This window comes from Hominiventricola filiformis (assembly GCF_020686965.1).
GTDB lineage: Bacteria > Bacillota > Clostridia > Lachnospirales > Lachnospiraceae > Hominiventricola > Hominiventricola filiformis.
Genome location: NZ_JAJEPS010000005.1, coordinates 1 through 25,347 on the forward strand (window position 1 = coordinate 1; position 25,347 = coordinate 25,347).

Annotated in this window: 26 protein-coding genes and 1 riboswitch; of the genes, 20 read left to right on the plus strand and 6 right to left on the minus strand. The window is 46.3% G+C overall.

The window, feature by feature from the left end:
* Positions 1-85: 85 nt before the first annotated feature.
* Positions 86-697, minus strand: a complete 612-nt coding sequence (locus LKD36_RS06450) for a MerR family transcriptional regulator (RefSeq protein WP_308459131.1) — start codon at positions 695-697, stop codon at positions 86-88.
* Positions 698-833: 136 nt separating this feature from the next.
* On the opposite strand from LKD36_RS06450, the gene LKD36_RS06455 reads away from it, so the two are divergent.
* Complete coding sequence (locus LKD36_RS06455) at positions 834-1,040, plus strand: DUF1858 domain-containing protein (RefSeq protein ID WP_118770428.1); 207 nt, start codon at positions 834-836, stop codon at positions 1,038-1,040.
* Between the two features lie 62 nt (positions 1,041-1,102).
* Here LKD36_RS06455 and LKD36_RS06460 read toward each other — a convergent pair whose 3' ends face one another.
* On the minus strand, positions 1,103-1,843 hold the full coding sequence (locus LKD36_RS06460) for an adaptor protein MecA (protein ID WP_118770429.1): 741 nt from the start codon (positions 1,841-1,843) through the stop codon (positions 1,103-1,105).
* Between the two features lie 436 nt (positions 1,844-2,279).
* On the opposite strand from LKD36_RS06460, the gene LKD36_RS06465 reads away from it, so the two are divergent.
* Both LKD36_RS06465 and cwlD read left to right on the plus strand, forming a co-directional pair.
* On the plus strand, positions 2,280-4,046 hold the full coding sequence (locus LKD36_RS06465) for a glycosyl hydrolase family 18 protein (RefSeq protein ID WP_308459132.1): 1,767 nt from the start codon (positions 2,280-2,282) through the stop codon (positions 4,044-4,046).
* Positions 4,047-4,135: 89 nt separating this feature from the next.
* Positions 4,136-4,804, plus strand: coding sequence for an N-acetylmuramoyl-L-alanine amidase CwlD (cwlD, locus tag LKD36_RS06470; RefSeq protein ID WP_118770430.1), 669 nt, complete (start codon positions 4,136-4,138; stop codon positions 4,802-4,804).
* 42 nt (positions 4,805-4,846) lie between these two features.
* Here cwlD and LKD36_RS06475 read toward each other — a convergent pair whose 3' ends face one another.
* Positions 4,847-5,251 carry an amino acid-binding protein gene (locus tag LKD36_RS06475; RefSeq protein ID WP_308459134.1) on the minus strand — a complete coding sequence of 135 codons (405 nt, stop codon included), beginning with the start codon at positions 5,249-5,251 and terminating at the stop codon, positions 4,847-4,849.
* A 156-nt stretch (positions 5,252-5,407) separates the two neighbouring features.
* Here LKD36_RS06475 and LKD36_RS06480 point away from each other — a divergent pair, with 156 nt between their 5' ends.
* From LKD36_RS06480 to LKD36_RS06545, 14 genes are all read left to right on the plus strand, one after another.
* On the plus strand, positions 5,408-6,454 hold the full coding sequence (locus tag LKD36_RS06480; RefSeq protein ID WP_308459135.1) for an L-threonylcarbamoyladenylate synthase: 1,047 nt from the start codon (positions 5,408-5,410) through the stop codon (positions 6,452-6,454).
* A gap of 13 nt (positions 6,455-6,467) precedes the next feature.
* Positions 6,468-7,097 (plus strand): uracil phosphoribosyltransferase, encoded by a 630-nt coding sequence (upp, locus tag LKD36_RS06485; protein ID WP_308459136.1) that lies wholly within the window; start codon positions 6,468-6,470, stop codon positions 7,095-7,097.
* Between the two features lie 8 nt (positions 7,098-7,105).
* The gene (locus tag LKD36_RS06490; RefSeq protein ID WP_178755820.1) at positions 7,106-7,591 is read left to right on the plus strand and encodes a deoxycytidylate deaminase; all 486 of its coding nucleotides are present in this window, start codon (positions 7,106-7,108) and stop codon (positions 7,589-7,591) included.
* 215 nt (positions 7,592-7,806) lie between these two features.
* Positions 7,807-8,115 (plus strand): hypothetical protein, encoded by a 309-nt coding sequence (locus LKD36_RS06495; protein ID WP_118770435.1) that lies wholly within the window; start codon positions 7,807-7,809, stop codon positions 8,113-8,115.
* A gap of 31 nt (positions 8,116-8,146) precedes the next feature.
* Complete coding sequence (locus tag LKD36_RS06500) at positions 8,147-10,162, plus strand: V-type ATP synthase subunit I (protein ID WP_308459137.1); 2,016 nt, start codon at positions 8,147-8,149, stop codon at positions 10,160-10,162.
* A gap of 2 nt (positions 10,163-10,164) precedes the next feature.
* Positions 10,165-10,641 (plus strand): V-type ATP synthase subunit K, encoded by a 477-nt coding sequence (locus LKD36_RS06505; protein ID WP_118770437.1) that lies wholly within the window; start codon positions 10,165-10,167, stop codon positions 10,639-10,641.
* A 34-nt stretch (positions 10,642-10,675) separates the two neighbouring features.
* Positions 10,676-11,269: a V-type ATP synthase subunit E gene (locus tag LKD36_RS06510; RefSeq protein ID WP_118770438.1), complete on the plus strand. Its 594-nt coding sequence runs from the start codon at positions 10,676-10,678 to the stop codon at positions 11,267-11,269.
* A gap of 33 nt (positions 11,270-11,302) precedes the next feature.
* Positions 11,303-12,274, plus strand: a complete 972-nt coding sequence (locus tag LKD36_RS06515) for a V0D/AC39 family V-type ATPase subunit (RefSeq protein WP_118770439.1) — start codon at positions 11,303-11,305, stop codon at positions 12,272-12,274.
* The gene (locus LKD36_RS06520; protein WP_118770440.1) at positions 12,267-12,587 is read left to right on the plus strand and encodes a V-type ATP synthase subunit F; all 321 of its coding nucleotides are present in this window, start codon (positions 12,267-12,269) and stop codon (positions 12,585-12,587) included. Before LKD36_RS06515 ends, LKD36_RS06520 begins: the two co-directional genes overlap by 8 nt.
* A gap of 20 nt (positions 12,588-12,607) precedes the next feature.
* Positions 12,608-14,374, plus strand: a complete 1,767-nt coding sequence (locus LKD36_RS06525; RefSeq protein WP_308459138.1) for a V-type ATP synthase subunit A — start codon at positions 12,608-12,610, stop codon at positions 14,372-14,374.
* Positions 14,375-15,745 carry a V-type ATP synthase subunit B gene (locus LKD36_RS06530; protein ID WP_118770442.1) on the plus strand — a complete coding sequence of 457 codons (1,371 nt, stop codon included), beginning with the start codon at positions 14,375-14,377 and terminating at the stop codon, positions 15,743-15,745. It begins immediately after the preceding gene.
* Between the two features lie 13 nt (positions 15,746-15,758).
* Positions 15,759-16,448, plus strand: coding sequence for a V-type ATP synthase subunit D (locus LKD36_RS06535; RefSeq protein WP_118770443.1), 690 nt, complete (start codon positions 15,759-15,761; stop codon positions 16,446-16,448).
* A 104-nt stretch (positions 16,449-16,552) separates the two neighbouring features.
* Positions 16,553-17,089, plus strand: coding sequence for a DUF3877 family protein (locus LKD36_RS06540; RefSeq protein ID WP_118770444.1), 537 nt, complete (start codon positions 16,553-16,555; stop codon positions 17,087-17,089).
* A 180-nt stretch (positions 17,090-17,269) separates the two neighbouring features.
* Positions 17,270-18,562, plus strand: coding sequence for a UDP-N-acetylglucosamine 1-carboxyvinyltransferase (locus LKD36_RS06545; protein ID WP_308459139.1), 1,293 nt, complete (start codon positions 17,270-17,272; stop codon positions 18,560-18,562).
* Between the two features lie 397 nt (positions 18,563-18,959).
* On the opposite strand, the gene LKD36_RS06550 is transcribed toward LKD36_RS06545, so the two are convergent.
* Both LKD36_RS06550 and metK read right to left on the minus strand, forming a co-directional pair.
* Complete coding sequence (locus tag LKD36_RS06550) at positions 18,960-20,126, minus strand: dicarboxylate/amino acid:cation symporter (protein ID WP_118770446.1); 1,167 nt, start codon at positions 20,124-20,126, stop codon at positions 18,960-18,962.
* A gap of 160 nt (positions 20,127-20,286) precedes the next feature.
* Positions 20,287-21,483: a methionine adenosyltransferase gene (metK, locus tag LKD36_RS06555; protein ID WP_118770447.1), complete on the minus strand. Its 1,197-nt coding sequence runs from the start codon at positions 21,481-21,483 to the stop codon at positions 20,287-20,289.
* Positions 21,484-21,586: 103 nt separating this feature from the next.
* Positions 21,587-21,685: riboswitch (SAM riboswitch) on the minus strand.
* Positions 21,686-21,820: 135 nt separating this feature from the next.
* On the opposite strand from metK, the gene LKD36_RS06560 reads away from it, so the two are divergent.
* Entirely contained in the window at positions 21,821-22,912 is a 1,092-nt protein-coding gene (locus LKD36_RS06560; protein WP_118770448.1) for a sensor histidine kinase, read from the plus strand.
* Entirely contained in the window at positions 22,905-23,594 is a 690-nt protein-coding gene (locus LKD36_RS06565; RefSeq protein ID WP_118770449.1) for a response regulator transcription factor, read from the plus strand. The genes LKD36_RS06560 and LKD36_RS06565 overlap by 8 nt, the downstream gene beginning before the upstream one ends.
* 75 nt (positions 23,595-23,669) lie before the next feature.
* Here the strand turns inward: LKD36_RS06565 and LKD36_RS06570 are convergent, their stop codons facing one another.
* On the minus strand, positions 23,670-24,140 hold the full coding sequence (locus LKD36_RS06570) for a hypothetical protein (RefSeq protein WP_308459140.1): 471 nt from the start codon (positions 24,138-24,140) through the stop codon (positions 23,670-23,672).
* 80 nt (positions 24,141-24,220) lie between these two features.
* On the opposite strand from LKD36_RS06570, the gene tig reads away from it, so the two are divergent.
* Positions 24,221-25,336, plus strand: a complete 1,116-nt coding sequence (gene tig, locus LKD36_RS06575) for a trigger factor (protein WP_308459141.1) — start codon at positions 24,221-24,223, stop codon at positions 25,334-25,336.
* Positions 25,337-25,347: the final 11 nt, after the last annotated feature.

A 25,347-nucleotide genomic window follows, 5' to 3' on the forward strand; every position in this document is an offset into this window, starting at 1 on the left:
AACGCCGGGTTTTTCGAAGCTCGGCGTTTTGTGTTGGATATATAAAATGAGCTGCCGCACGTTAGTGCGACAGCCCCTTTTTTTATTATTCAGATTCGTTTGCAGGACGCGGATTAAAAAACCATTTCTTCCGCGGCTCTTTCTTTCTGATCTCTTTTATCTTTGGTTCTTTTGGTTTCTTCTCTTTTTTACGTCCAAGAGAAAAAGTTTTTCGATCTTTCTGTGCAGCACGGATCTGTGCGTCCAGATTTTTGTAATGAGTCTCTTCCCGTTCTTCCTGGAGACGGAAGAGGTAGTCCATTTCCTTGACGACCTGTGTGGAGACCTGATGACTCAGTTCCCTTCCCATTTCCTGCTGATTTTCACGCAGCGCCTGCGCGACTACCTTGCCGAGAATGTTCTGAAACTGTTCCATCCTGTCACTGACAGGTGGGTCCGGCTGTTGGACGATGGCAGGTGGTGTTTTTCCCTGTTCCACCTCAGGCAGGAGTACTTTGATTGCTTTGAGCTGATAGCCCTGTTCTTTTAGTTCCTTAATGTGATGAAACATTCGGATGTTATCTTCTGTATAGTAGCGGTGACCCATCTCATTGCGGGCAATTGGCAGTTCCAGTTCGTCTTCCCAGTAGCGGAGCACATGTGCTTCCACATCTACCATTTTGGCCGCGTCGGAAATGATATAGCGCTTCGTATCCATATACATCCCTCCACCTTATGAAATTGTCGTTATCAGACAATGGCCTGATCATAGATATTATATACCATATTCCCTTGATTTTGCAAGTAAATGGGGATATAATAACAACCAGAATAAAAATCAGGAGGTCACGAAAATGGCTAAAATTTCCAAAGATATGATTATCGCAGATCTGGTAAAAATAGATCAGAATATTGTTCCGATTCTTATGAGAGAGGGAATGCACTGCATCGGCTGTCCGTCTGCACAGGCAGAGAGCCTTGAAGAAGCTGCACTGGTACACGGACTGGATCCGGATGTTCTTGTTGCAAGACTGAACAATTTCCTTGGCGCAGAAGAGTAATCAATGGGAAATACGAAAGAGGATGCCTTGAATACAGGACATCCTCTTTTTTTACGTATTTTTTAAATTTCAGCCAGTTTCTGAAGGGCTTCGTCTTTCATAATCAGCGTGTAATGCTCCTGCATGTACGCTTCATTGGCGGGTGTATATTTGCCACTGTTCCCGTATTCGGAAAGAATATTGCAGACTTTGTTGAACTCCTCCGGTGTATGGAAGGATTTTCTTACGATCAGACAATACTCCTGGGTGTCAGGATTTTTATACAGACGGTTTGCACCGTGATAAATACCTGCAAGAACATGGGAAGCCGCCAGCAGGGAATCCAGTTTCGGGAACAGATATAACTTTCGCATATCCAGTTCGCTGGCAAGTTCCTCAGCCTGCTGTTCTCTGTTTTCCTTCGGGGCATTTTTCAGCCGGTGTTCCAGAAGCTTCTGGAACAGATCAATTACTTCATCAGCGCCGTCCGGAAGAAAATCTTTCGGGATCGGCAGTTCTTCACCCGGTTCCACAGAAGACTGGGAAAAACGGGAAAATCTTGTATCAAGCTCTTCCGGATCTGAGACTTTGGTGATGTCCAGAATGATACATTCATTTGGCATAGGAATTGCTTCTATCATAAGCGGGATATTGTCCGCTTCAAAACCAAACTGGTGTGAAGCCTGTTCCATCATATCTCTGAAAAGAGAACGGGCTTTCTCAGATCCGTAGGCAATCTCGCTGATCTTCATATGACGAACCTCCAGGTCGTCACGGGTCAGGATGCAGCGAATTTTGTTTTCATTGATTTTTTCAATTTTCATACAATCACAACCTGCGAATTTATAGTTTTATATAGTATAAACAAAAAAACGAAATATGTAAAGCAGGCAGGCGGAGAATTGAAGGAAATAATTCTGAAATTTTTGTGAAACAGCCTTGAAAAACAACAGAATGTATGTATAATTAAACTGTAAGTCTATTTATCTGATTCCTTTCACAATTCGTGAAATTAATCCGTTTGTTTAATCTGAAGAGAGGGGGTATGCAGTGCGGTATATACAGACATAATATATCACGGGAACTCTTTTTGGAAAATTCTGTATGTACCGCAAGGGGACAGCAGGGCTGTCAGGGGGTAAGTAAAATCATAAGGGGAGAAAAGCTTTCCTGTGTCCGAGATTTGTGGTGGTGGTAATGACAGCTTTGTGGTAAAATCAAAAAAGATACTGATGATAAATATAGTTCAGGAGGACATTCATGATAAGAGAAGACGGAGCTGAAAACGACGTATCCAGACGGCGGAGACCCCGCAGAAAGAGAAGGAGACTGAATCCAAGAGTTGTACCGGTTATGTTTGCGCTGCTTTTGTTTATTCTGATTGGCGGCTTTGCAGCAGGAAGATTCCTGTATCAGAAATATTCTCCGTCCAAAGAAATGGCAGATCTGAACGAATATTTTGGACTGGAAAGTGATCAGGATATGGCTGTGGTTGTCAACCAGGAAAATGTGGGAGACATGGCGCGTCTGATTGACGGAAAGGTCTATGTTCATGTAGATACAGTGGCCCAGTATATTGATGACAGATATTACTGGGATGCGACGGAGAACCTGTACCTTTATGCACTGCCGAAAGAACTGGTCAGTGTCGGAGTAGGAAGCAGCAGTTATACCGTTGCAAAGGCAAGTCAGGATGAAGGATATGTTATTCTGCGCGCGGACGGCAGTGATGCCTATGTGGCGCTGGATTTCCTTCAGAAATATACGAATTTTACGTATCAGTACTGGGAGGAACCGAACCGTGTAAGGATTGTGACGGCCTTCGGAAGCAAGGATATTGTCACAGTACAGAAAGATACGGCGGTCCGCTGGAAAGCAGGTATCAAAAGTGATATCCTTTCCAAAGTATCCAAAGGAACGGAACTGTTTGTGCTGGACGAACCGGAAGAGATTGATCAGTGGACAAGAGTACTGACAGAAGACGGTTTTATCGGATATATAAGAGACAGCAAGATTTCGGATATCGGACAGAAGGAAGAGACTGCTCCGGAGTTTACGGAGCCGGAGTATACCAGCATTTCCAAAGATTATAAGATCAATATGACCTGGCATCAGGTGACGAACATGGAGGCTAATAATTATCTGCTGAATAAGATTGCAGATGCCAAAGGGCTGACGACTATTTCACCGACCTGGTTTTCCATTGCAGATACCGACGGAAATATTTCGTCTCTGGCCAGCCAGTCTTATGTGACCTATGCACATCAGCAGGGTTTGGAAGTGTGGGGGCTGGTAGACAACTTCAAGGACGGAGTCAGCACTTATGAGACACTTTCCAGAACATCCAGCCGTCAGCGCCTGGTGAACCAGCTGACTGCGGCAGCCATTCAGTACGGACTGGATGGTATCAACGTAGACTTCGAGCTGATCACGCAGGATTGTGCACGTGCCTATATCGAGTTTATCCGTGAGTTGTCCATCATGTGCCGGATCAATGGAATCGTTCTTTCTGTAGACAATTATGTGCCGACCGCATCTTCGGATCATTATAACCGTGCGGAGCAGGGTGTGTTTGCAGATTACGTGATTATCATGGGATATGATGAGCATTACAGTGGCTCGGAAGAGGCAGGTTCCGTGGCATCTTATCCGTATGTGGAGCAGGGAATCCAAAAAATGCTGGAGGAAGTTCCGAAGGAGAAAGTTATCAATGCGGTTCCGTTCTTTACACGCTTCTGGAAGACGGATGTAGAAGGCAGCGTAACCAGCGAAGCCATTGGTATGGATGAAGAGGATGTAAAGGTACAGAATAATAATGCCGAAAAAGTCTGGAATGAGACCTGTAAGCAGTACTATGTGGAGTTTGATTATGATGGAAGCACCTATCAGATGTGGATGGAAGAGGAGAATTCCATTGAAGAGAAGATGAAACTGATCAAACAGTACGATTTGGCGGGAGTTTCTTCCTGGAGACTGGGATATGAGCGTTCCTCCATCTGGGATGTCATCCTGAAATACGTAAACTAAACGAATGAGCGTATAACCGCTGCATATACTGTAATAAAGTATGTGCGGCGGTTTTTCTTATTTTGGAAAAAAGGAAACTGGAACTGCTAATGTCGGTGACTGTGATAATATGTGCATGCCTGCTGGCGGAGCGCGGCTGGATGAAAGTATCACAGGAACACGTCACGGGCAGAAGGGCAACACGAATCGTGGTGGTGGATGCAGGGCATGGCGGAGTTGATCCCGGAAAAATCGGTGTGGATGATTCACTGGAAAAGGATATTAATCTGGAGATTGCGGAAAGGCTGAAAACTATTCTGGAACAGCAGGATATTCAGGTGGTGATGACCAGAGAGGAAGACAAAGGTCTCTATGAGGAGACTGCTTCCAATAAAAAAGCGCAGGATCTGAAAAAACGATGCAGCCTGATCAACGAAGGACAGGCGGACTGTGCCGTGAGTATTCATCAGAACAGTTATCATGAAGAGTATGTAAAAGGCGCACAGGTATTTTATTATGGAAACTCCGGAGATGCCGAGAGACTGGCAGAGCTGATTCAGACCCGGCTGAAAGAAGGAGTAGATCCTGAAAACAACAGGCAGGCAAAAGCCAATGAAAGCTATTATCTTTTGAAAAAGACCAGTATTCCTGTTGTTATCGTGGAATGTGGCTTTCTTTCCAACTGGGAGGAGGCAAAACTCCTGCAGGAAGAGGAATATCAGAACAGGATAGCATGGGCAGTGGCCATGGGAACGATCCGTTATCTGGATACCAGATGAAAAAGGACTGCCTGCAGAGATGCGGACAGTCCTTTGAAATACTTATAACATGGAGAATCCTTTGGATTCCAGACAGGATTCAACCTCTGAGATATCCTCAGTATGGAATACCATAATCGGTTTTCCGGATTCGCGGTTGAAGGACAGATAGATGTAGGTGGCATTTACATTGCTGTCATAGAGTGCTGTTAACAGTTTATGCAGGTTGCCGACCTGGTCTTCGACCTCGACACCGAGTACGTCGATCAGTTTGCAGAGATATCCGGCGTTGGTCAGAGCTTCCGCAGCGCTTTCCGGGTCGGATACAATCATGCGGATGATACCGTACTCCGCACCGTCATTGATGACAGAACCGAGAATGTTGATATTCTTTTCGGCCAGAAGACCGGTGATGTTCTGGATGGTACCTTTCTTGTTCTCCGCATATATGGATACTTGTTTTAACATAATAGGACGCCCCTTTCATAAGGATCAGTTGTGAGATCCACGACGATCTTATTGTAACAAATAGTTTTTAAAGGGGCAATGGGAAGATTGCTTTTTTTTCTCCGGAATGCTACACTGGGAAAGGATACTTAGAGAGAAAAAATAAGGTGACAGACAATGAAAACAGAGATGATAAAAATAGACAGGGATGATATGGACCTGAGGGAAATGAAGCGGGCCGGAGAAATCCTGAAAAAAGGAGGACTGGTGGCATTCCCCACGGAGACCGTCTATGGTCTGGGTGGAGATGCGCTGGATGAGACTGCGGCACATAGAATCTATGAGGCAAAGGGACGTCCGTCTGACAATCCGCTGATTATTCATATTGCAGATATGGAACATCTGGATAAGATTGTGGAAGAAGTGCCGGAGGCGGCGCATAAGCTGGCAGAAGCATTTTGGCCGGGACCCCTTACCATGATTATGAATAAAAGCGATGCCGTTCCTCACGGAACGACGGGAGGACTGGATACGTTGGCAATTCGGATGCCGTCTGATCCCATTGCATTGGAACTGATCCGGCAGGGGGGCGGCTATGTGGCAGCACCCAGCGCCAATACATCAGGAAGACCAAGTCCGACGACAGCACAGCACGTATATGAAGATCTGCAGGGAAAGATTCCCATGATTCTGGATGGCGGTGCCGTGACGATCGGACTGGAATCCACCATTGTGGATCTGACAGAAGAGATTCCGACTATTTTACGGCCGGGGTATATTTCTCTGGAAATGGTACAGGCTGTTCTTGGGGAAGCGAAGATGGATAAGGGACTGATCTCCAGTGATTCCAACATTCATCCCAAAGCACCGGGTATGAAATACCGCCATTATGCGCCGAAAGCAGATCTGAAGATTGTGGAAGGTCCGGTAGAGAAAGTTGTTGCCTATATTAATGAGAAGGCGAAAGCAGGAAAAGTGGGAATTATCTGTACGGAGGAGACCAAAGACCGTTATCCGGCAGGCGATGTGAAATGTATTGGTTCCCGTAAAAGCGAATTGTCCATTGCAAGCCATCTGTTTGCAGTGCTTCGTGAATTTGATGAGGATGGAGTCGATGCCATCTACTCAGAATCTTTCCAGGCACCGGGACTTGGAGAGGCCATTATGAACCGTTTGTTGAAAGCTGCAGGACACCAGAGAGTTGATGTTTCTGACAGAATATAGGAGGACAAAAGAGATGTCAAAAGTAATGATTATGGATCACCCGTTAATTCAGCACAAAATTGGAATTATCCGCCGTCAGGAAACAGGTTCCAAAGATTTCCGTCAGCTGATCAGTGAGATTGCCATGCTGATGTGCTATGAGGCAACCAGAGACCTGAAACTGACAGATGTGGAGATCGAAACGCCGATCAGCAAAATGACAGCGAAAGAACTGGCAGGAAAGAAGCTGGCTGTGGTACCGATTCTCCGTGCAGGACTGGGTATGGTAGACGGAATGCTTTCCATGATCCCGGCAGCTAAAGTAGGCCATATTGGTCTTTACAGAAATGAAGAGACACTGGAGCCGATAGAATATTACTGCAAACTTCCGAAAGACTGCGCAGAGCGTGAAGTATTCGTCGTAGACCCGATGCTGGCAACCGGCGGTTCTGCAACGGCAGCCATCACCATGCTGAAGAACAAAGGGGTAAAGAAGATCCGCTTTATGTGTATCGTAGCGGCCCCGCAGGGAATTGAGAGAATGCAGAAAGAGCATCCGGATGTAGATCTGTATGTGGGTGCGCTGGATGATCACCTGAATGAGAACGGATATATTGTACCTGGTCTGGGTGATGCGGGAGACCGTATCTTCGGTACCAAGTAGGAGGTATCATGAGCGAAAAACGCAAGGATTATATTTCATGGGACGAGTACTTTATGGGGATCGCCCAGCTGTCTGCCATGCGTTCCAAGGATCCCAATACGCAGGTCGGTGCATGCATTGTCAGCAAAGAGAATAAAATTCTCTCCATGGGGTATAATGGATTTCCAAAGGGATGCGATGATGATGAGTATCCATGGAACCGGGACGGAGATGTTTACGACAGTAAATATGCATATGTAACACACAGTGAATTGAACGCCATACTGAATTATCGGGGCGGAAGTCTGGACGGGACTAAACTGTATGTCACGCTGTTTCCCTGCAATGAATGTGCGAAAGCAATCATCCAGTCCGGAATTACGGAACTGGTCTATGCAGATGATAAATATAATGGAACACCAACGAATCTTGCCTCCCGCCGGATGTTGAAATCGGCGGGTGTAAAAGTGACGCCTTATCAGAAAAGCGGACGAAGGATTCAGTTGGAAGTATGACAAAAGGACTGCCGCAGACCGCGGCAGTCCTTTTGTGCCAAATTAACAAAAACTGGAATTGATAATTGGTAATATTGAACGAACAAATGATAAACTTTTGTCAATAATTTAACGATAGACCTGGTTTTTGTTGAATATGCCAAATGGATGTGCTACAATGCTAAGAAATGATTAAGATTTTGTTGACGCAGCGAGATGGGCAAGGAGGTGAAAAGATGCTGGAAAATGCTTTGAAATCAGTGAAGGAGGCGGAAGAAAAAGCCGCAGCCGCAATGCGCGAAGCAGATGCACAGGCAGCCGCAATAATCGAGGAAGCCAAGGCAAAAGCAAAAGATATGAAGGATGAGACCGGGCAGAAGATCCGGACTCAGAAAGAGCAGGCGGAAGAAGAGGCGCGTCAGATGAGTGAGAACAGCCTGAAAGAGGCAGAAGCCAGCGCTCAGAAGGAAGCGGATGCTTTGAGACAGCTGGTGGAACCGAAGCGCGAAGAGGCCGTAGAGGCCGTCATTACATCATTGGTGTAGACTGAAAAAAGAGAAAAGGAGGGATGTGGATATGGCAATCGTGCAGATGCAGCGGATCAATATCTGTGCATTGAAGAAGAATCGGAAAGCGATCCTGGAACGTCTGCAGGAACTGGGAGCCATGGAGATCGATATCCAGCTGGAGGATGACAGCCTGGGTGAAAAACAGGATGTAGCAAGCTCCAGAGCATTGTTCGAGAGACGGGCTCAGACAGCAGACCAGGCACTGGCAATCCTGAACATTTATGTTCCGGAGAAAAAAGGCATGCTGGATTCCCTGGCAGGCAAGCCGCTGGTCGAGAAAGAACTGTTTGAGAAAGCAGCTGAAAATCAGGATCAGTATATGGCAACTGCTTCCAGAATCGTTACGCTGGACAAGCAGATTGCAGAGAGCAAAGCAGCGGTTCTGAAAGTGCAGAACCAGGTGGAGGCACTTGCTCCGTGGCTGTCACTGACGGTTCCGGTGAGCTATACAGGAACTCAGAAGACTGCAGTACTGATAGGAACCATGCCGAATCCACAGGATCAGCAGAACATCTTAAATCTGCTGGCCGGTGCAGTGCCGGATGTGGAAGCGGTAGATGTGGAGCTTATCTCCACGGACAAAGATTTTACCTATTTGGCAGTGATCTGTATGAAACAGGATGCAGGAAAGGTAGAAGAGGTACTCCGGACAGGAGGATTTTCAAAACCGTCATCACCTGTGCAGAAAATTCCGGAAGAGTATAAAAAGGATCTGGAAGCAGAGATTGCGAAAGCACAGGAGCAGGTAAAGCAGCTGGAAAGCGAACTGGTAGAATGTGCCGTCAGCCGTCAGGATCTGGAGCTCATCTCCGATTATTATCGGACAAGAGCAGAAAAATACCGGATTCTGGGAGAAATCCCGCAGACAGCAAGTACATTTGCCATCAGTGGTTATGTTCCTGCCGCCAAGGCAGACGCCATTGTAAAAGATCTGTCCGAGCACTATGGTGCAGCGGCAGAGACAGAAGGAATCAAGGAGGAAGAAGAGCCTCCGGTACTTCTTCACAATAATCGGTTTTCTGAATCGGTGGAAGGTGTTCTGGCATCCTTTGGACTGCCGGCAAAAGGGGAAATAGACCCTACCTTCTTTACATCTATTTTTTATGTATTTTTGTTTGGACTCATGTTGTCCGATGCAGCATACGGATTGATTGTATCCCTGGCCTGCGGCATTGTACTTCTGAAATTCCCGCGCATGGAAACAAACCTGCGGAAATCCGTTCAGCTGTTTTTCTGGTGTGGACTCTCCACATTGTTCTGGGGAGTGCTGTTCGGCGGTTATTTCGGAGATGCACTGGATGTCATATCGGAGACCTTCTTTGGACATAAGATTTCCATTCCGGCACTGTGGTTTGTACCGTTGAATGAGCCGATGAGAATGCTTCTTTATTCCATGCTGTTCGGTGTGATTCATCTGTTTACCGGACTGGCACTGAAGGGATATATGTACATCAGGGATCATAAGTACATGGATTTTGTATGTGATGTTATTTTCTGGTACATGCTTCTCTTAGGACTGATCGGACTTCTGATTCCGTCCAGCATGTTTGCAGGCATTGCAGGCAAACAGATTGTATTCCCGGCAGCGCTGAATGCAGCGGCAAAATGGAGTGCAATTTTAGGAGCAGTAGGAATCGTTCTCTTCTCTGGAAGATCCAGCAAGAATCCGGCTCTTCGGATTGCACTTGGAGCATACGATCTCTACAACATTACCGGATGGTTAAGTGATGTCCTTTCTTACTCCCGTCTGCTGGCCCTCGGTCTTGCAACCGGAGTTATTGCTTCTGTAGTCAACCAGATGGGAAGCATGGGCGGAAAGAGTATCGGAGGAGTCATTCTCTTTATCATAGTATTTGTGATTGGCCATGTCTTTAATATGGCAATTAACCTTCTGGGTGCCTATGTGCATACCTGCCGACTCCAGTACGTGGAGTTCTTTGGAAAATTTTATGAAGGCGGCGGAAAACCGTTCGAGCCTTTCAAACTTAAAACAAAATATGTAGATCTCAAGGAGGAGAAATAATTATGTTAAGCAGTATTACTGGTAATGGATGGGCGTTAATCGGAGCAGCACTGGCAGTTATTCTGGCAGGATGCGGTTCTGCATATGGTGTAGGTGTTGCAGGTCAGGCAGCAGCAGGCGTTGTAACAGAGGATCCGAGTAAATTTGCTAAGGTTCTGGTTATTCAGCTGCTTCCGGGTACCCAGGGTATCTACGGTCTGCTGGTAGCATTCGTTGCACTTTCCAGATATGGTCTTCTGGGCGCAGGTTCCGCAGAACTTTCTGTTGCAACCGGACTGATGGTTATGGCAGCATGCCTTCCGATTGGAATCGTTGGTCTTGTATCTGCAATGCATCAGGGTAAAACCGCAGTTGCATCTATCGGAATCGTAGCAAAGAAACCGGATCAGTTTGGTAAAGCAATGCTGTTCCCGGCAATGGTTGAGACCTACGCAATTCTGGCTCTGCTGATTTCTATCCTTGCACTTCCGACTGTATAAGAAACCATAGGAATGTAAGGAGGGAAGCTTTAGAATGACCGGATTGGACAAAATTACAAGCCAGATTCAGGAAGAAGCCGAAGCCTCCGCGAAAGAAAGACTGGACGCTGCCAACAAAGAGGCAGAGCAGATCCTGGCGGATGCACAGGCTGCATGCAAAGTCATGGAGCAGGAAGCTTTAGAAAAAGCGGCAGCAGAGAAAGCAAATCAGGATGGACGTGCTCATTCCGCAGCAGAGCAGAAGCGAAAAACTGCACTGCTGCAGACCAAGCAGGAAATTATCGCGGAGGTCATTGGAAAAGCTTATGAGACTCTGAAAAATGAGGATACCAAGAGCTATTTCCTGACCATGGAGAAACTATTAAATACGTATGTGCTTGCAGAGAGCGGAGAAATTTATTTCTCAGAAGCAGATCTTGCACGCATGCCGGCTGATTTTGAACAGAAGATCAAGGCAGCAGCAGAAGCAAAAGGCGGTAAGCTGGTGCTGAAGAAAGAGCCGAAGGCAATTCCGGATGGATTTGTGCTGGTATATGGCGGTGTGGAAGAAAACTGTACGCTGAAAGCTCTGTTTGATGTGAAAAAAGATCAGCTGCAGGACAAAGTAAACGAGATTTTATTTTTATAAAAAAGCAGATTCGCCATAGAAGGAGGGTTATCATTGTCTGACACAAAGTATACCTATGCGGTTGCGCGAATCCGTGCTTTGGAGGTATCCCTGTTTTCTTCTTCCACCATTGAGCAGCTGATTGCATGCAAAGATATGGAGAGCTGTCTCCGTTTTCTGAGCGAGCATGGCTGGGGCGGTGTGGACACTGCTATGGATGCAGATGCGATTCTGACCAGAGAGCAGGAGAAGATCTGGGAGACCATCGGGGAAATGCAGGTGGATATGAACGTGTTCGACGTTCTGTCCTATCCGAACTGGTTCCACAATCTGAAAGCGGCAGTGAAGGAAGTATGTACCGGCAGAAGTGGTGCCAATATTTACTTTGAGGGAACGCCGATTCCGAAGGACGAGATGATACGAATCGTCAGGGAAAAGGATTTTCAGGCACTTCCGGAAAATATGAGAGAAGCGGCACGTGAGGCGGTGGATACACTGCTCCACTCCGGAGACGGACAGCTCTGCGACGTGATTATTGACCGTGCAGCGCTGGAGGCAATTCTGGAGGCGGGAAACCGTTCCAAGGCAGCCATTATCCGCGACTATGCGGAGTCTACGGTTGCTGTTGCCAACATCAAGATTGCAGTCCGCTGCTGTAAGACCGGAAAGTCACTGGAATTTATGAAGAGAGCCATGGCTCCCTGCAAGACTCTGAATGTAGAGCGTCTGGCCCATGCAGCTCTTGCCGGAATGGATTCCATTATGGAATACTTAAGCGGGGCAGGATACGCAGAGGCGGCAGATGCCATCAAAGAATCACCATCTGCATTTGAACGGTGGTGTGATAACAGGATTATCGAGACCATCAAACCGCAGAAGACGAATCCGTTTTCTGTAGGTCCGTTGGTTGCGTATGTAATCGCAAGACAGAATGAAATCAAAACGGTGAGAATCATTCTTACCTGTAAGCAGAACGGCTTATCAGATGATTCTATCCGGGAAAGGGTAAGGGAGATGTATGTATAAGATCGCAGTTATGGGCGCATACGACAGCATCTATGGATTCGCTTCGCTGGGCCTGGACATTCATCCCGTATCCGACATCCAGGAAGGAGAAGAGGAGTTAAGAAGACTGGCATCCGGTGATTATGCCGTGATCTATATTACGGAGGCACTGGCAGCACAAATTCCTCATGAGATAGCCAGATATCGGGAGCAGGTTCTTCCGGCCATTATCCAGATTCCGGGTGTGTCCGGCAATACGGGTGCCGGAATTACAGGCGTGAAGAAGTCGGTAGAACAGGCAGTCGGTTCGGACATACTGTTCGGAAATGATTAGAAAGCAGGTGAATTCTTTCAATGAGTAAAGGCACGATAAAGAAAGTAGCAGGACCTCTGGTTATTGCCGAGGGAATGCGCGATGCCAACATGTACGACGTAGTTCGTGTAAGTGAGCAGCGTCTGATTGGTGAGATCATCGAGATGCACGGTGATCAGGCATCTATTCAGGTATATGAGGAGACAGCAGGCCTTGGACCGGGTGAGCCGGTAGAGTCAACTGAGATGCCGCTGTCCGTAGAACTTGGACCGGGTCTGATTACCAGTATTTATGATGGTATTCAGCGTCCGCTGGATGATATCATGAAAGTGTGCGGAAACAACTTGAAACGTGGTGTGGAAGTTCCGTCCCTGAAACGTGATAAAAAATGGAACTTTGTTCCGACTGCAAAAGTGGGTGACGAGGTAGAAGCAGGAGACATCATCGGTACCGTTCAGGAGACCGAGGTTGTCGAGCAGAGAATTATGGTTCCTTACGGTATCGAGGGAACGATCAAAGAGATCAAATCAGGAGAGTTTACCGTAGAAGAGGTGGTAGCAGTTGTTTCCACAAAAGATGGTGATAAAGATGTATTCCTGATGCAGAAATGGCCGGTTCGTAAAGGTCGTCCATACAAGAAAAAACTTCCGCCGACCATGCCGCTGGTAACCGGTCAGCGAGTTGTTGATATGTTCTTCCCGATTGCAAAGGGTGGTGTTGCAGCCGTACCGGGACCGTTCGGTTCAGGTAAGACCGTTATCCAGCATCAGCTTGCAAAATGGGCAGAGGCAGATATCGTAGTTTACATCGGATGCGGTGAGCGTGGAAATGAGATGACCGACGTTCTGAACGAGTTCCCGGAGCTGAAGGATCCGAAGACCGGAAAATCTCTGATGGAGCGTACCGTTCTGATTGCCAATACATCCGATATGCCGGTTGCTGCACGTGAGGCATCTATTTATACCGGTATTACGATTGCGGAGTATTTCCGTGATATGGGTTATTCTGTAGCATTGATGGCAGACTCTACTTCCCGTTGGGCAGAGGCTCTTCGTGAGATGTCCGGACGTCTGGAGGAAATGCCTGGTGAGGAAGGTTACCCGGCATACTTAGGTTCCCGTCTGGCACAGTTCTATGAGAGAGCCGGACATGTTGTCAACCTTGGCAAAGACGGAAGAGAAGGTGCACTGTCTGTTATCGGAGCAGTATCCCCGCCAGGTGGTGATATTTCCGAGCCGGTATCCCAGGCAACCCTGCGTATCGTTAAGGTATTCTGGGGACTGGATTCTGCACTGGCTTACAAACGTCATTTCCCGGCAATCAACTGGCTGACCAGTTACTCCCTGTATCTGGACAATATCTCCGGCTGGTTCACCAAGAATGTGGCAGATGACTGGATGAGCGGACGTCAGGAAATGATGTCTCTGCTTCAGGATGAGGCACAGCTCAATGAGATCGTACAGATGGTAGGTATGGACGCATTGTCTGCTCCGGACCGTCTGAAGATGGAAGCAGCACGTTCTATTCGTGAGGACTTCCTGCATCAGAACTCTTTCCATGAAGTAGATACTTACACTTCTCTGAAGAAACAGCTGCTCATGATGAGACTGGTGCTTGCTTACTATGATAAATCTGTAGAAGCATTGAAAAATGGTGCAGGCGTACAGGGACTGATTAAGATGCCGGTACGTGAGCAGATCGGACGTTATAAATATACACTGGAAGAAAATCTGGATACCGAATACCAGAAGATTCTGGATACTCTGGATGCTCAGATTGCAGATGTGTGCGGAAAGGAGGACTTCTAAATGCCTAAGGAATATAGAACAATACAGGAAGTAGCCGGACCGCTGATGCTGGTACAGGGCGTAGAAGGAGTTACGTATGATGAGCTTGGAGAGATCGAGCTCGCAAACGGAGAAACCCGCCGTTGTAAGGTGCTTGAGGTAAATGGTACGGATGCTATGGTACAGCTTTTCGAGAGCTCTACCGGTATCAACCTTTCTAACAGTAAGGTACGTTTCCTTGGAAGAAGTATGGAGCTGGGTGCATCTGAAGATATGCTTGGCCGTGTCTTCGATGGTATGGGTCGCCCCATTGATGGTGGTCCTGAAATTCTTCCGGATAAGAGACTGGATATCAACGGTCTTCCGATGAACCCGGCAGCAAGAAGCTACCCGAACGAGTTCATTCAGACCGGCGTTTCTGCAATCGATGGACTGAACACTCTGGTTCGTGGACAGAAGCTTCCGATCTTCTCCGCTTCCGGTCTTCCGCATGCACAGCTTGCAGCACAGATTGCAAGACAGGCAAAGGTAAGAGGAAAGGATGAGAAGTTCGCAGTAGTATTCGCAGCTATGGGTATTACCTTCGAGGAATCCAACTTCTTCGTAGAGAGTTTCCGCGAGACCGGAGCGCTGGACAGAACCGTTCTGTTCATTAACCTGGCAAATGACCCGGCAGTAGAGCGTATCGCAACTCCGCGTATGGCACTGACCGCAGCTGAGTACCTGGCATTTGAGAAAGACATGCACGTTCTGGTTATCCTGACGGATATTACCAACTACGCAGATGCACTTCGTGAGATTTCCGCAGCGCGTAAAGAGGTTCCGGGACGTCGTGGTTATCCGGGTTACATGTATACAGACCTGGCTCAGATGTATGAACGTGCAGGACGTCAGAAGGGCAAAGAAGGTTCCATTACCATGATTCCGATTCTGACCATGCCTGAGGATGATAAGACGCATCCGATCCCTGACCTGACCGGTTACATTACCGAGGGCCAGATCATCTTAAGCCGTGAGCTTTACAGAAAAGGAATTAACCCGCCGATCGATGTACTGCCATCCCTGTCCCGTCTGAAAGATAAAGGTATCGGTGAGGGCAAGACCCGTGCGGATCATTCGAATACACTGAACCAGTTGTTTGCTGCTTATGCGCGAGGTAAAGATGCAAAAGAGCTTATGACTATTCTTGGTGAGGCTGCTCTTTCTGATATCGACCTGATCTATGCAAAATTTGCAGATGAGTTTGAGAAAGAATACGTATCTCAGGGATTCCAGGCAGACAGAGATATCGAAGATACTCTGAATATCGGATGGAAATTACTTTCTATCCTGCCGAGAAGCGAGCTGAAACGTATCGATGACAAGTTCCTGGATCAGTACTACGGAAAGTAGGAGGTGACTGCACGTGGCATCTACACAGGTGAACCCGACCCGAATGGAGCTGACCCGCCAGAAGAAAAAACTGGTGACAGCGACCAAGGGGCACAAGCTTCTGAAAGACAAACGTGATGAACTGATGCGTCAGTTTCTGGATCTGGTACGGGAAAACATGGCACTCCGCCAGAAGGTGGAAGCAGGTATTCAGGCCGCCAATAAAAACTTCGTTATTGCCAAGGCAGGTATGTCGGAGGAGACTCTTCATACTGCACTGATGGCACCGAAGCAGGAGGTATATCTGGAGACATCCAGCAAAAACGTCATGAGTGTGGATATCCCGGTATTCGAGTATAAGACGAGAACCGCCGATGAGAATGATATCTATTCCTATGGCTTTGCATTTACTTCCGGAGATCTGGACGATGCGGTAAAATCCCTGGCAGATATTCTGCCGGATATGCTGAAACTGGCTGAGACCGAAAAGGCCTGCCAGCTGATGGCGTCAGAGATTGAGAAAACCAGACGTCGTGTAAACGCGCTGGAGCATGTCATTATTCCCCAGGCGCAGGAGAATATCAAGTATATTACCATGAAGCTTGACGAGAATGAGAGATCGACTCAGATCCGTCTGATGAAGGTCAAAGACATGATGCTTGAAGAGGCACATCATTATAAAGAAAAAAGGACCGGCTATCCTGTCGAGGTTGAGACAGAGTAGTTGAGAGAGAAGGCGTCCCCGGGCGGGGACGTCTTTTTGATTGACATTTTTCCTTTGCTACTTCATAATGCTCATAGAAAAATATTGAACGGAGAAATCATAGAATGAACAGAAAATGTCTGATAAAAAATATGACAGATCAGGTAAAGGAAGCGCAGCTGAAGCTTGGTTATGCGCCAGAGACGGTACGTCTTTATTATCCGGTGGCGTCTTTAAATGAGATTCTGGGAACATCTGCTCGAAATGCTCAGGAGATGCTTACTCTGCTCAATGGAGATTTTGAAGAAAAAACGGAGCTTGGAAAACTGAAGTTCAGCAGCCATGCAGAGCGGATTGAGATCAGTATTCCACCGGAAGGTGCGAAGTGGGTACATGAGCATGTGGAGACACCAGCTTTCTTAAAAGAGCTCATTGAACTGTTTCAGACAAAGCATGCCTGCACATTGGAGGAGATCTGTGAGATCTTTAAAAAATATGATCCGGAGTATATCTGTGAGAAGATGCCTGCAGGATCTGATTTTGATTATGCCATTCATTTTCACAATGCAGAACATGACGAATATTACTATTGCATTCATATGGAAATGGGACATACGATTTATCATCGTTTTACAGAGGCGGATTATCTGGCACTTCTATAAGTGAGAACAGTAACTGGCAAAAATAAGGACATATGGAAAAAAAACGGCTTATTTTTGACATTGTGCGGATTGCAATTTCTACTTTGGTAAGATATAATAACCTAGATATAATGTGAATAAGATAAGCTCATTCGGAGCAATATGAAATATAGATAACAGACTGACATTCGAGGTGTAATTGTGGAACAGTATATTATTAAAGGCGGAATTCCACTTAATGGTGAAGTAGAGATCGGCGGAGCAAAGAATGCAGCACTTGCCATTCTTGCAGCTGCAAATATGACAGATGAAACCGTTCGGATTGAAAATCTTCCGGACGTTAGAGATATCAATGCCCTTCTGGAGGCAATGCAGGACATTGGCGCGCGTGTGGAGCGTCTGGATCGTCATACCGTGACGGTAAATGGCTCCTGTGTAGAGAACTGTATTGTTGAAAATGAAAATATGAAAAAAATTCGTGCGTCTTATTATCTTCTTGGCGCACTTCTTGGAAAATACAAGAGAGCAGAAGTCCCGCTTCCGGGAGGCTGCAACATTGGAAGCCGTCCTATCGATCAGCATCTGAAAGGCTTTAAAGCTATGGGTGCGACAACCCGTATTGAACATGGATTTATTATTGCGGAAGCAGAAGAACTCCATGGAGCGCATATTTTCCTGGACATGGTCAGTGTAGGTGCGACCATCAATATTATGATGGCTGCTTCCATGGCAGAGGGAAATACTATCATTGAAAATGCGGCAAAAGAACCCCACGTGGTAGATGTAGCCAACTTCCTGAACAGTATGGGAGCCAGAATCAAAGGCGCAGGTACGGATGTCATCCGTATCACAGGTGTCAGCGCGCTCCATAAGACCGAGTATTCCATCATTCCTGACCAGATCGAAGCAGGAACCTTTATGTTTGCTACGGCCGTTACAGGCGGCAATGTGGTTCTTCAGAACGTGATTCCGAAGCATCTGGAAGCAACTACGGCAAAGCTTCTGGAGATGGGATGCCAGATCTGTGAGTATGATGATGCGGTACGTGTGATGGCACCGAAGAAGCTTCAGGCAACTCATGTAAAAACCATGCCATATCCGGGATTTCCTACGGACATGCAGCCACAGATTGCAGTTTCTCTTGCTCTGGCAGAAGGTACGAGTATCGTAACGGAAAGTATTTTTGAAAACCGTTTCCGATATGTGGACGAGCTGTCCCGTATGGGTGCTTCCGTAAAAGTAGAAGGAAATGTGGCAGTCATCAGCGGCGTGGAGAAATTTACCGGGGCAAGAGTCAATGCACCGGATCTTCGTGCGGGGGCGGCTCTTGTCATTGCCGGACTGGCAGCAGAGGGCATTACGATTGTAGATGACATTTATTATATTGAGCGCGGCTATGAAAATCTGGACGAAAAACTCCGGAAACTGGGTGCCCAGATTGAGAAAGTAGCCAGCGAAAAAGAAATTCAGAAATTCAGACTGAAAGTTGGCTGATGTGCTCTTTAAATTATTTTGTGTAAAAGAGAGATAATGAGAAAAGATTCTGTAAAATCATAGAAATTAAAGATAATTCCTATAATTTTAAGAAACTGTTGCATTTTAGAAGAAAATAAAGTACAATTTTCCACATCAAAAAGAACTGCAGTACAGAAAGCTGTTAAGACTGGCAGCGGAAGACAGTGGTATCAACGAAAAATTATTTGCAGGTGCGGATGAAGATGTGAAAAATTCACTCCTTAGATATCATACTGGAAAAAAATAGAAAAATCCTGAAAACTATGATCTGTGCCTGAATACGGAAAAACTTGGATATGAAGAAACAAAAGACCTGATTATGGAATATGTAAAAAGAAGAACCGGGAAATAATCCCGGTTCTTCTAATATAAAAAATTATTGCACATGATGCTTTTCTGCATATCCGGTCAAAATCAGAGTCAGGGCTCCGTCGCCGGTGACGTTGCAGGCAGTTCCGAAGCTGTCCTGCAGGGCGAAGATGGTAAGCATCAGGGCAGTGCCGGTGTCATTAAAGAGCAGGATGCCGGTAATGAGTCCTAAGGATGCCATAACCGTTCCTCCAGGTACACCCGGAGCGCCAATGGCAAAGACGCCAAGGAGCAGGCAGAAGAGTACCATGGTTCCCAGAGAAGGAATGGAGCCGTACAGAATCTGGGATACGGTCATAACGAAGAAGACTTCGGTCAGAACAGATCCGCACAGATGGATATTGGCAAACAGCGGGATACCGAAATTTACCATATCTTCACGGAGTACAGAGGATTTTCTTGCACAGCGAAGGGCAACGGCCAGGGTAGCTGCAGAAGACATGGTTCCGACTGCTGTGATATAAGCAGGTCCGTAATGTTTTACTACTTCCATCGGATTTTTTCCGGAATAAATACCTGCAAGAGTATAGAGCAGAGTCATCCAGATAAAGTGTCCGATCATAACAATGATGATGACCTTCAGGAAGACAGGCAGCTGTTTCGTAATGGTTCCTTCATAAGAAAGACTGCAGAAGGTGCAGGCAATGAAAATTGGAAGGATTGGGATAATAACACGGGTAACAATTTCCAGAACGATTTTCTGGAATTCTTCCAGAAGCTCTGCAGTTCGTTCTGCCTTGGTCCAGGTAACTGCAAGGCCAACCAGAACAGAGAACACCAGTGCACTCATAACGCTCATAATCTGCGGAATTTCAAGAGCAAAAATAACTTCCGGCAGTTCTTTTAGTCCGTCTACAGAGGAGACAATAGAAAGATGCGGGATCAGGGTGTATCCGGCGACCATGCTGAACAGTGCGGCACCTACAGAAGATGTGTATGCCAGTACCAGTGCAACGGAAAGCATGCGGGAAGCACTCTTGCCAAGTCTGGTAATGGATGGTGCGATGAAACCGATTACGATCAGCGGTACGCAGAAAGTGATCACCTGACCAAGCAGATGCTTGACAGTAACAATAATGTTCATAAAAGATTCGTTGGAAATGAGCCCGACTGCGATTCCGATGATAACTCCGGCCAATAAGCGTACGGGCAGACTTTGAGCAATTTTTTTCATGAAATAGTTCTCCCTCGTTGTTTTTCTTTATAGTATAGTTGATTTATGATGAGAACACAATAAATATTACAAAATCAATAACCTATAAAATAGGAGATAAAAAACAGACAATGAAAGAAACGTTCGTAGTTTCTTTTCACTGTCTGCTTTTTTGAATTCTTTATGCCAGATATTTTTTCAGAGCATCAGCCTTATCGGTTTTCTCCCACGGAAGATCTACATCGGTACGTCCAAAATGTCCGTAAGCAGCGGTCTGCTTGTAGATCGGACGACGCAGATCCAGCATCTTGATGATCCCGGCCGGTCTGAAGTCAAAGTTTTCGCGGAGAACCTCAACCAGTTTCTCATCGGAAAGTTTTCCGGTACCGAAGGTATCCACTCTTACAGAAGTCGGTCTTGCTACTCCGATTGCGTAGGAGAGCTGAATCTCACACTTGTCAGCCAGTCCTGCAGCAACGATATTCTTTGCCGCGTAACGTGCTGCGTATGCAGCGGAACGGTCAACCTTAGTACAGTCTTTTCCGGAGAATGCGCCGCCGCCGTGACGGGCGTATCCGCCGTAAGTATCTACGATGATCTTACGTCCGGTCAGTCCGCTGTCTCCGTGGGGTCCGCCGATAACGAAACGTCCGGTCGGGTTAATGAAGAACTTGGTGTCTGCATCGACCATGTCTGCCGGAAGGATCGGATCGAAGACATATTTCTTAATATCAGCGTGAATCTGCTCCTGGGTAACTTCCTCACCGTGCTGGGTGGAAAGAACAACTGCTTCCAGACGAAGCGGTTTGCCGTTTTCATCGTACTCTACGGTAACCTGGGTCTTTCCATCCGGACGAAGGTACGGCAATGTGCCGTCTTTACGAACATCGGTCAGTCTCTTTGCCAGTTTGTGAGCAAGGGAGATTGCATAGGGCATAAGTTCCGGAGTTTCGTTGGATGCATAGCCGAACATCATACCCTGATCGCCTGCGCCGATTGCCTCCAGCTGGCTGTCATCCATGAGATGTTCTTTTGCCTCCAGTGCCTTGTCTACGCCCATAGCAATATCGGAGGACTGCTCATCAATGGCAGTGATAACGGCACAGTTATCGGCATCGAATCCGAATTTTCCTCTGGTATATCCGATCTCGCGAATGGTATCGCGAACGATTTTCTGGATATCTACGTATGCTTTGGTGGTGATTTCGCCCATTACCAGTACAAGACCGGTGGTAGTGCTGGTCTCGCAGGCAACACGGCTCATCGGGTCCTGTTCCATCAGTGCGTCCAGGATGGCATCAGAAATCTGGTCACAGATTTTGTCTGGATGGCCTTCGGTTACGGATTCGGAAGTAAATAAAATTTTTTCTTTTTCCATGAAAATGCTCCTTTAAAAAATGGTGCAGGAGAATTCTCCTGCTGTGGTTTACAGACAACAAAAAAGTCCGCACAAGCGGACCTGACAAAACATGTATCAAATCCTCTTATTGTTCGATCACTCGCTCAGGTAAGCACCTTCCTTTATAAAGGGGTTGCCGGGTTTCACAGATCCTATGTATCTCCACCGCTCTGAATAAGAGAAAACTACCGTATGGACTTTTCTAACATAACTTACGACATGATTACAAAAAAGTCAAGGGTTTTACAAAAAGTTTATAAATAAGAACGGACAGATATGGTATAATTTTGATAGTCCAAATACGGAGGACAGAATAATGAATATAAGAACAAAACTTCTGATTACATTCGGAGTTGTGGTTGCAGTACCACTGTTTTTGATATCATTGGTTTTTTTTGGCTTTATGAGCATGCAGCCGGCGGAGGTAGCAACACCGCAGATCCGGGAATTTTTAGGTGAGATGCTTGTGTCGGTCATTTTGATTATGGCAATGACCTGCAGTTTCCTGATGGCATGGATTTACCGCAGTATACTGACCCCGATTGAAACTCTGAAAAAAGCAACGAGAAATATTCGTGACGGCAATCTGGATTTTGAAGTGGAAATCGGGGATGATGATGAGATTGGTGAGCTGTGTGCGGATTTTGAGGAGATGAGAATCCGGCTGAAAGAATCCACGGAGGAAAAAGTGGTTTTTGACAGTCAGAATAAAGAGCTTATCAGTAATATTTCCCATGATCTGAAGACACCGATCACAGCGGTAAAAGGCTATGTAGAAGGACTTTTGGATGGAGTGGCCGATACGCCGGAGAAGCAGAAAAAATATCTGAGAACCATTTATAACAAAGCCAACGATATGGACCGGCTTATTAATGAACTGACCTTTTATTCCAAGATTGACACAAATCGTATTCCGTATACGTTTAACAAGATTAATGTAAAGGAATATTTTGATGACTGCTTTGAAGATATCGGCATGGAGATGAGTCAGCAGCAGATTTCCTTAAGTTATGATAATAAGGTGGCACCGGATGTGATGGTCATTGCGGATGCAGAGCAGATTAAGCGTGTCATCAATAATATCGTAGGAAATTCCGTGAAATATATGGATAAACCGGACAAATCCATTGCCATCCGTGTGATGGATGTGGGAGATTTTGTGCAGGTGGAGATCGAGGATAATGGCCGGGGAATCGCGGCAAAGGATCTTCCATATATATTTGACCGGTTCTACCGGACAGATACGTCAAGAAATTCCTCGAAAGGAGGAAGTGGCATCGGTCTTTCCATTGTCCATAAGGTCATGGAAGACCATGGAGGAAAGGTCTGGGCAACCAGCAGAGAAGGAGAAGGAACGACTATGTATTTCGTTCTTAGAAAATATCAGGAGGTACCGGCTAATGAGTAAAATTTTGATTATTGAGGATGAGGAAGCTATCGCAGATCTGGAGAAGGACTATCTGGAGCTGAGCGGCTTTGAAGTAGAGATTGAGGGCCGGGGAGACAGCGGACTGACAAGAGCCCTGTCAGAGGAGTTTGACCTGATTATTCTGGATCTGATGCTTCCGGGTGTGGATGGATTTGAGATCTGCCGTAATATCCGGGAAGAAAAAAATATTCCGGTCATTATGGTGTCAGCCAAGAAAGACGATATTGACAAGATTCGGGGTCTGGGTCTGGGGGCAGATGATTATATGACCAAGCCTTTCAGCCCCAGTGAGCTGGTGGCGCGCGTGAAAGCGCATCTGGCACGGTATGAACGTTTGGTTGGAAGCGGCATTCAGGAAAATGAGATCATTGAGATCCGCGGCATTAAGATCGATAAGACGGCCAGAAGAGTCTGGGTTAACGGAGAGGAGAAGCAGTTTACATCGAAGGAATTTGACCTTCTGACTTTCCTGGCACAGAATCCCAATCATGTATTTACGAAAGAAGAGCTGTTCAGCAAGATCTGGGATATGGAGTCCATTGGGGATATTGCAACCGTGACGGTGCATATTAAGAAGATTCGTGAGAAGATCGAGTTTAATACAGCGAAACCCCAGTACATCGAAACTATCTGGGGTGTAGGCTACCGGTTTAAAGTTTAGCACAACAAAAAGACCTGGATTTTCAAGGAAAATCCAGGTCTTTTGTCTTAAAATGCAATTAAAAATGCAAGCATTTTATTTTTTGAATAATCTTTTGAAGAATCCCTTCTTCGGTTCTGGTTTCTCGATGCCGCCGCGAGCGCTCTTGATTGCAGTGATGTAAATTCCGCTGACAACAACTTTCACTTCGCGTTTTACCGGAAGGAGATCATAGATGCTGGCATCTGCAACCAGTGTCATAATCTTTGGTCCGATCTTTGCTTTTACAATGGGCATCTTGGATCTGCGTAAATACCAGGGAGTCTGGTCAATGACCATCTGGGGCAGTCCGGATTTTTTTACGGGGAGTCGTTTCTTATCGATAATCAGCATGCTGACGGTCTGTGCCATCGCATTCAGCTGTGCCTGATTCTCTGCCTGACGTTTTTCAAGTTTACGTCCAAGGAAATAAAGAACAACCAGAACGATAATTAATATGATAAGAGTAACTAATAATACCTTCCACATTCTGTCTTCTGTGCCTCCTGCAACAATTTCTCGTTTCATTGTAGCATTCTTTCCTTTAAAAAGCAAGGAAAGGATGCTACAATGGGGAGGCATCAAATTACGGAAAGGGATATAAAAACATGAAGAAAAAGATGTTATTGATCCTGCTGGCTTCCGTGACGCTTACAATGGCCGGATGCGGAAGCAGTAAGCAGACAGATACAGCAGAAAAACAGGAAGAAAGTACAACTGTGGAGGACTCTGAGTCTGCAGTTACTTATGAGCCGGTGCTCTATGAGGATCTGAGCAGCAAGCTGGTGTCACTGGGTGAATATAAGGGACTGCAGGCGGCAAGAAATGTGCAGGAAGTGACGGAAGAGGATGTACAGGCGGAAATCGACAGCATCAAAAAAGAAAATGCGGAACTGGTCGATAAAGAGGAACCTGCAGAGACCGGGGACGTCGTCAATATTGATTTCACCGGATATATTGACGGGGAGACGTCCGATAACCTGAAAGCAGAAGGAACAGATGTGGAGATCGGTGCAGGCACTATGCTGGAAGACTTTGAAAATCAGTTGATTGGTGTGACCACAGGAGAGGATACACAGATCAGCTTTACCTTCCCTGAGGATTACAATCAGGAAGTAGCCGGAAAAGATGTGCAGTTCGATATCCACGTAAACAGTGTAAAGGCATATGATATGCCGGAATGGACAGACGAAGATGTACAGGAAAACACGGATTATGACAGTCTGGAAGATATGGAAAGTTCAATCAGGGAAGAACTGCAGCAGAGCGCAGAGAAAGATGCTGAGGATAATTGGCAGTATGACCTGATTAAACAAGTCATGGAGAGCAGCGAATTCCAGATCGAAGATGCGGATGTGGAAGCGTATATTGACCAGATGGTAAGTGAATATGATTCTTACGCGGCTGCAAATGGAATGGAAACAGAACAGTTTCTGCAGCAGTATCTGGGTGTAACGATGGAACAGCTTCGGGAGATGTTCCGCGAGACTGCTACCTTCCGCGTAAAAATGACGCTGGCATTCCATGAGATTGCTGAACAGGAAGGGCTCACAGTGAGTGATGAAGAATATCAGGAGCGTCTGTCTGCGCTGGCTTCTCAGTATGGTTATGATGACCCGTCCAAAATCGAGCAGGTTTACAGTGCAGAAATGATTAAAGAAGAAATGATTCAGGAAAAAGCCATCAATTTTATTGAAGAAAATGCGCAGGAAATCTCCGAATAACCGATGAAATG

Bases quoted from the DNA above. Each gene is read 5' to 3' on its own strand.
- LKD36_RS06450 (WP_308459131.1), bottom strand. From the start codon at position 697: ATGGATACGAAGCGCTATATCATTTCCGACGCGGCCAAAATGGTAGAT.
- LKD36_RS06455 (WP_118770428.1), top strand. From the start codon at position 834: ATGGCTAAAATTTCCAAAGATATGATTATCGCAGATCTGGTAAAAATA.
- LKD36_RS06460 (WP_118770429.1), bottom strand. From the start codon at position 1,843: ATGAAAATTGAAAAAATCAATGAAAACAAAATTCGCTGCATCCTGACC.
- LKD36_RS06465 (WP_308459132.1), top strand. From the start codon at position 2,280: ATGATAAGAGAAGACGGAGCTGAAAACGACGTATCCAGACGGCGGAGA.
- cwlD (WP_118770430.1), top strand. From the start codon at position 4,136: ATGTCGGTGACTGTGATAATATGTGCATGCCTGCTGGCGGAGCGCGGC.
- LKD36_RS06475 (WP_308459134.1), bottom strand. From the start codon at position 5,251: ATGTTAAAACAAGTATCCATATATGCGGAGAACAAGAAAGGTACCATC.
- LKD36_RS06480 (WP_308459135.1), top strand. From the start codon at position 5,408: ATGAAAACAGAGATGATAAAAATAGACAGGGATGATATGGACCTGAGG.
- upp (WP_308459136.1), top strand. From the start codon at position 6,468: ATGTCAAAAGTAATGATTATGGATCACCCGTTAATTCAGCACAAAATT.
- LKD36_RS06490 (WP_178755820.1), top strand. From the start codon at position 7,106: ATGAGCGAAAAACGCAAGGATTATATTTCATGGGACGAGTACTTTATG.
- LKD36_RS06495 (WP_118770435.1), top strand. From the start codon at position 7,807: ATGCTGGAAAATGCTTTGAAATCAGTGAAGGAGGCGGAAGAAAAAGCC.
- LKD36_RS06500 (WP_308459137.1), top strand. From the start codon at position 8,147: ATGGCAATCGTGCAGATGCAGCGGATCAATATCTGTGCATTGAAGAAG.
- LKD36_RS06505 (WP_118770437.1), top strand. From the start codon at position 10,165: ATGTTAAGCAGTATTACTGGTAATGGATGGGCGTTAATCGGAGCAGCA.
- LKD36_RS06510 (WP_118770438.1), top strand. From the start codon at position 10,676: ATGACCGGATTGGACAAAATTACAAGCCAGATTCAGGAAGAAGCCGAA.
- LKD36_RS06520 (WP_118770440.1), top strand. From the start codon at position 12,267: ATGTATAAGATCGCAGTTATGGGCGCATACGACAGCATCTATGGATTC.
- LKD36_RS06525 (WP_308459138.1), top strand. From the start codon at position 12,608: ATGAGTAAAGGCACGATAAAGAAAGTAGCAGGACCTCTGGTTATTGCC.
- LKD36_RS06530 (WP_118770442.1), top strand. From the start codon at position 14,375: ATGCCTAAGGAATATAGAACAATACAGGAAGTAGCCGGACCGCTGATG.
- LKD36_RS06540 (WP_118770444.1), top strand. From the start codon at position 16,553: ATGAACAGAAAATGTCTGATAAAAAATATGACAGATCAGGTAAAGGAA.
- LKD36_RS06550 (WP_118770446.1), bottom strand. From the start codon at position 20,126: ATGAAAAAAATTGCTCAAAGTCTGCCCGTACGCTTATTGGCCGGAGTT.
- metK (WP_118770447.1), bottom strand. From the start codon at position 21,483: ATGGAAAAAGAAAAAATTTTATTTACTTCCGAATCCGTAACCGAAGGC.
- LKD36_RS06560 (WP_118770448.1), top strand. From the start codon at position 21,821: ATGAATATAAGAACAAAACTTCTGATTACATTCGGAGTTGTGGTTGCA.
- LKD36_RS06565 (WP_118770449.1), top strand. From the start codon at position 22,905: ATGAGTAAAATTTTGATTATTGAGGATGAGGAAGCTATCGCAGATCTG.
- LKD36_RS06570 (WP_308459140.1), bottom strand. From the start codon at position 24,140: ATGAAACGAGAAATTGTTGCAGGAGGCACAGAAGACAGAATGTGGAAG.
- tig (WP_308459141.1), top strand. From the start codon at position 24,221: ATGAAGAAAAAGATGTTATTGATCCTGCTGGCTTCCGTGACGCTTACA.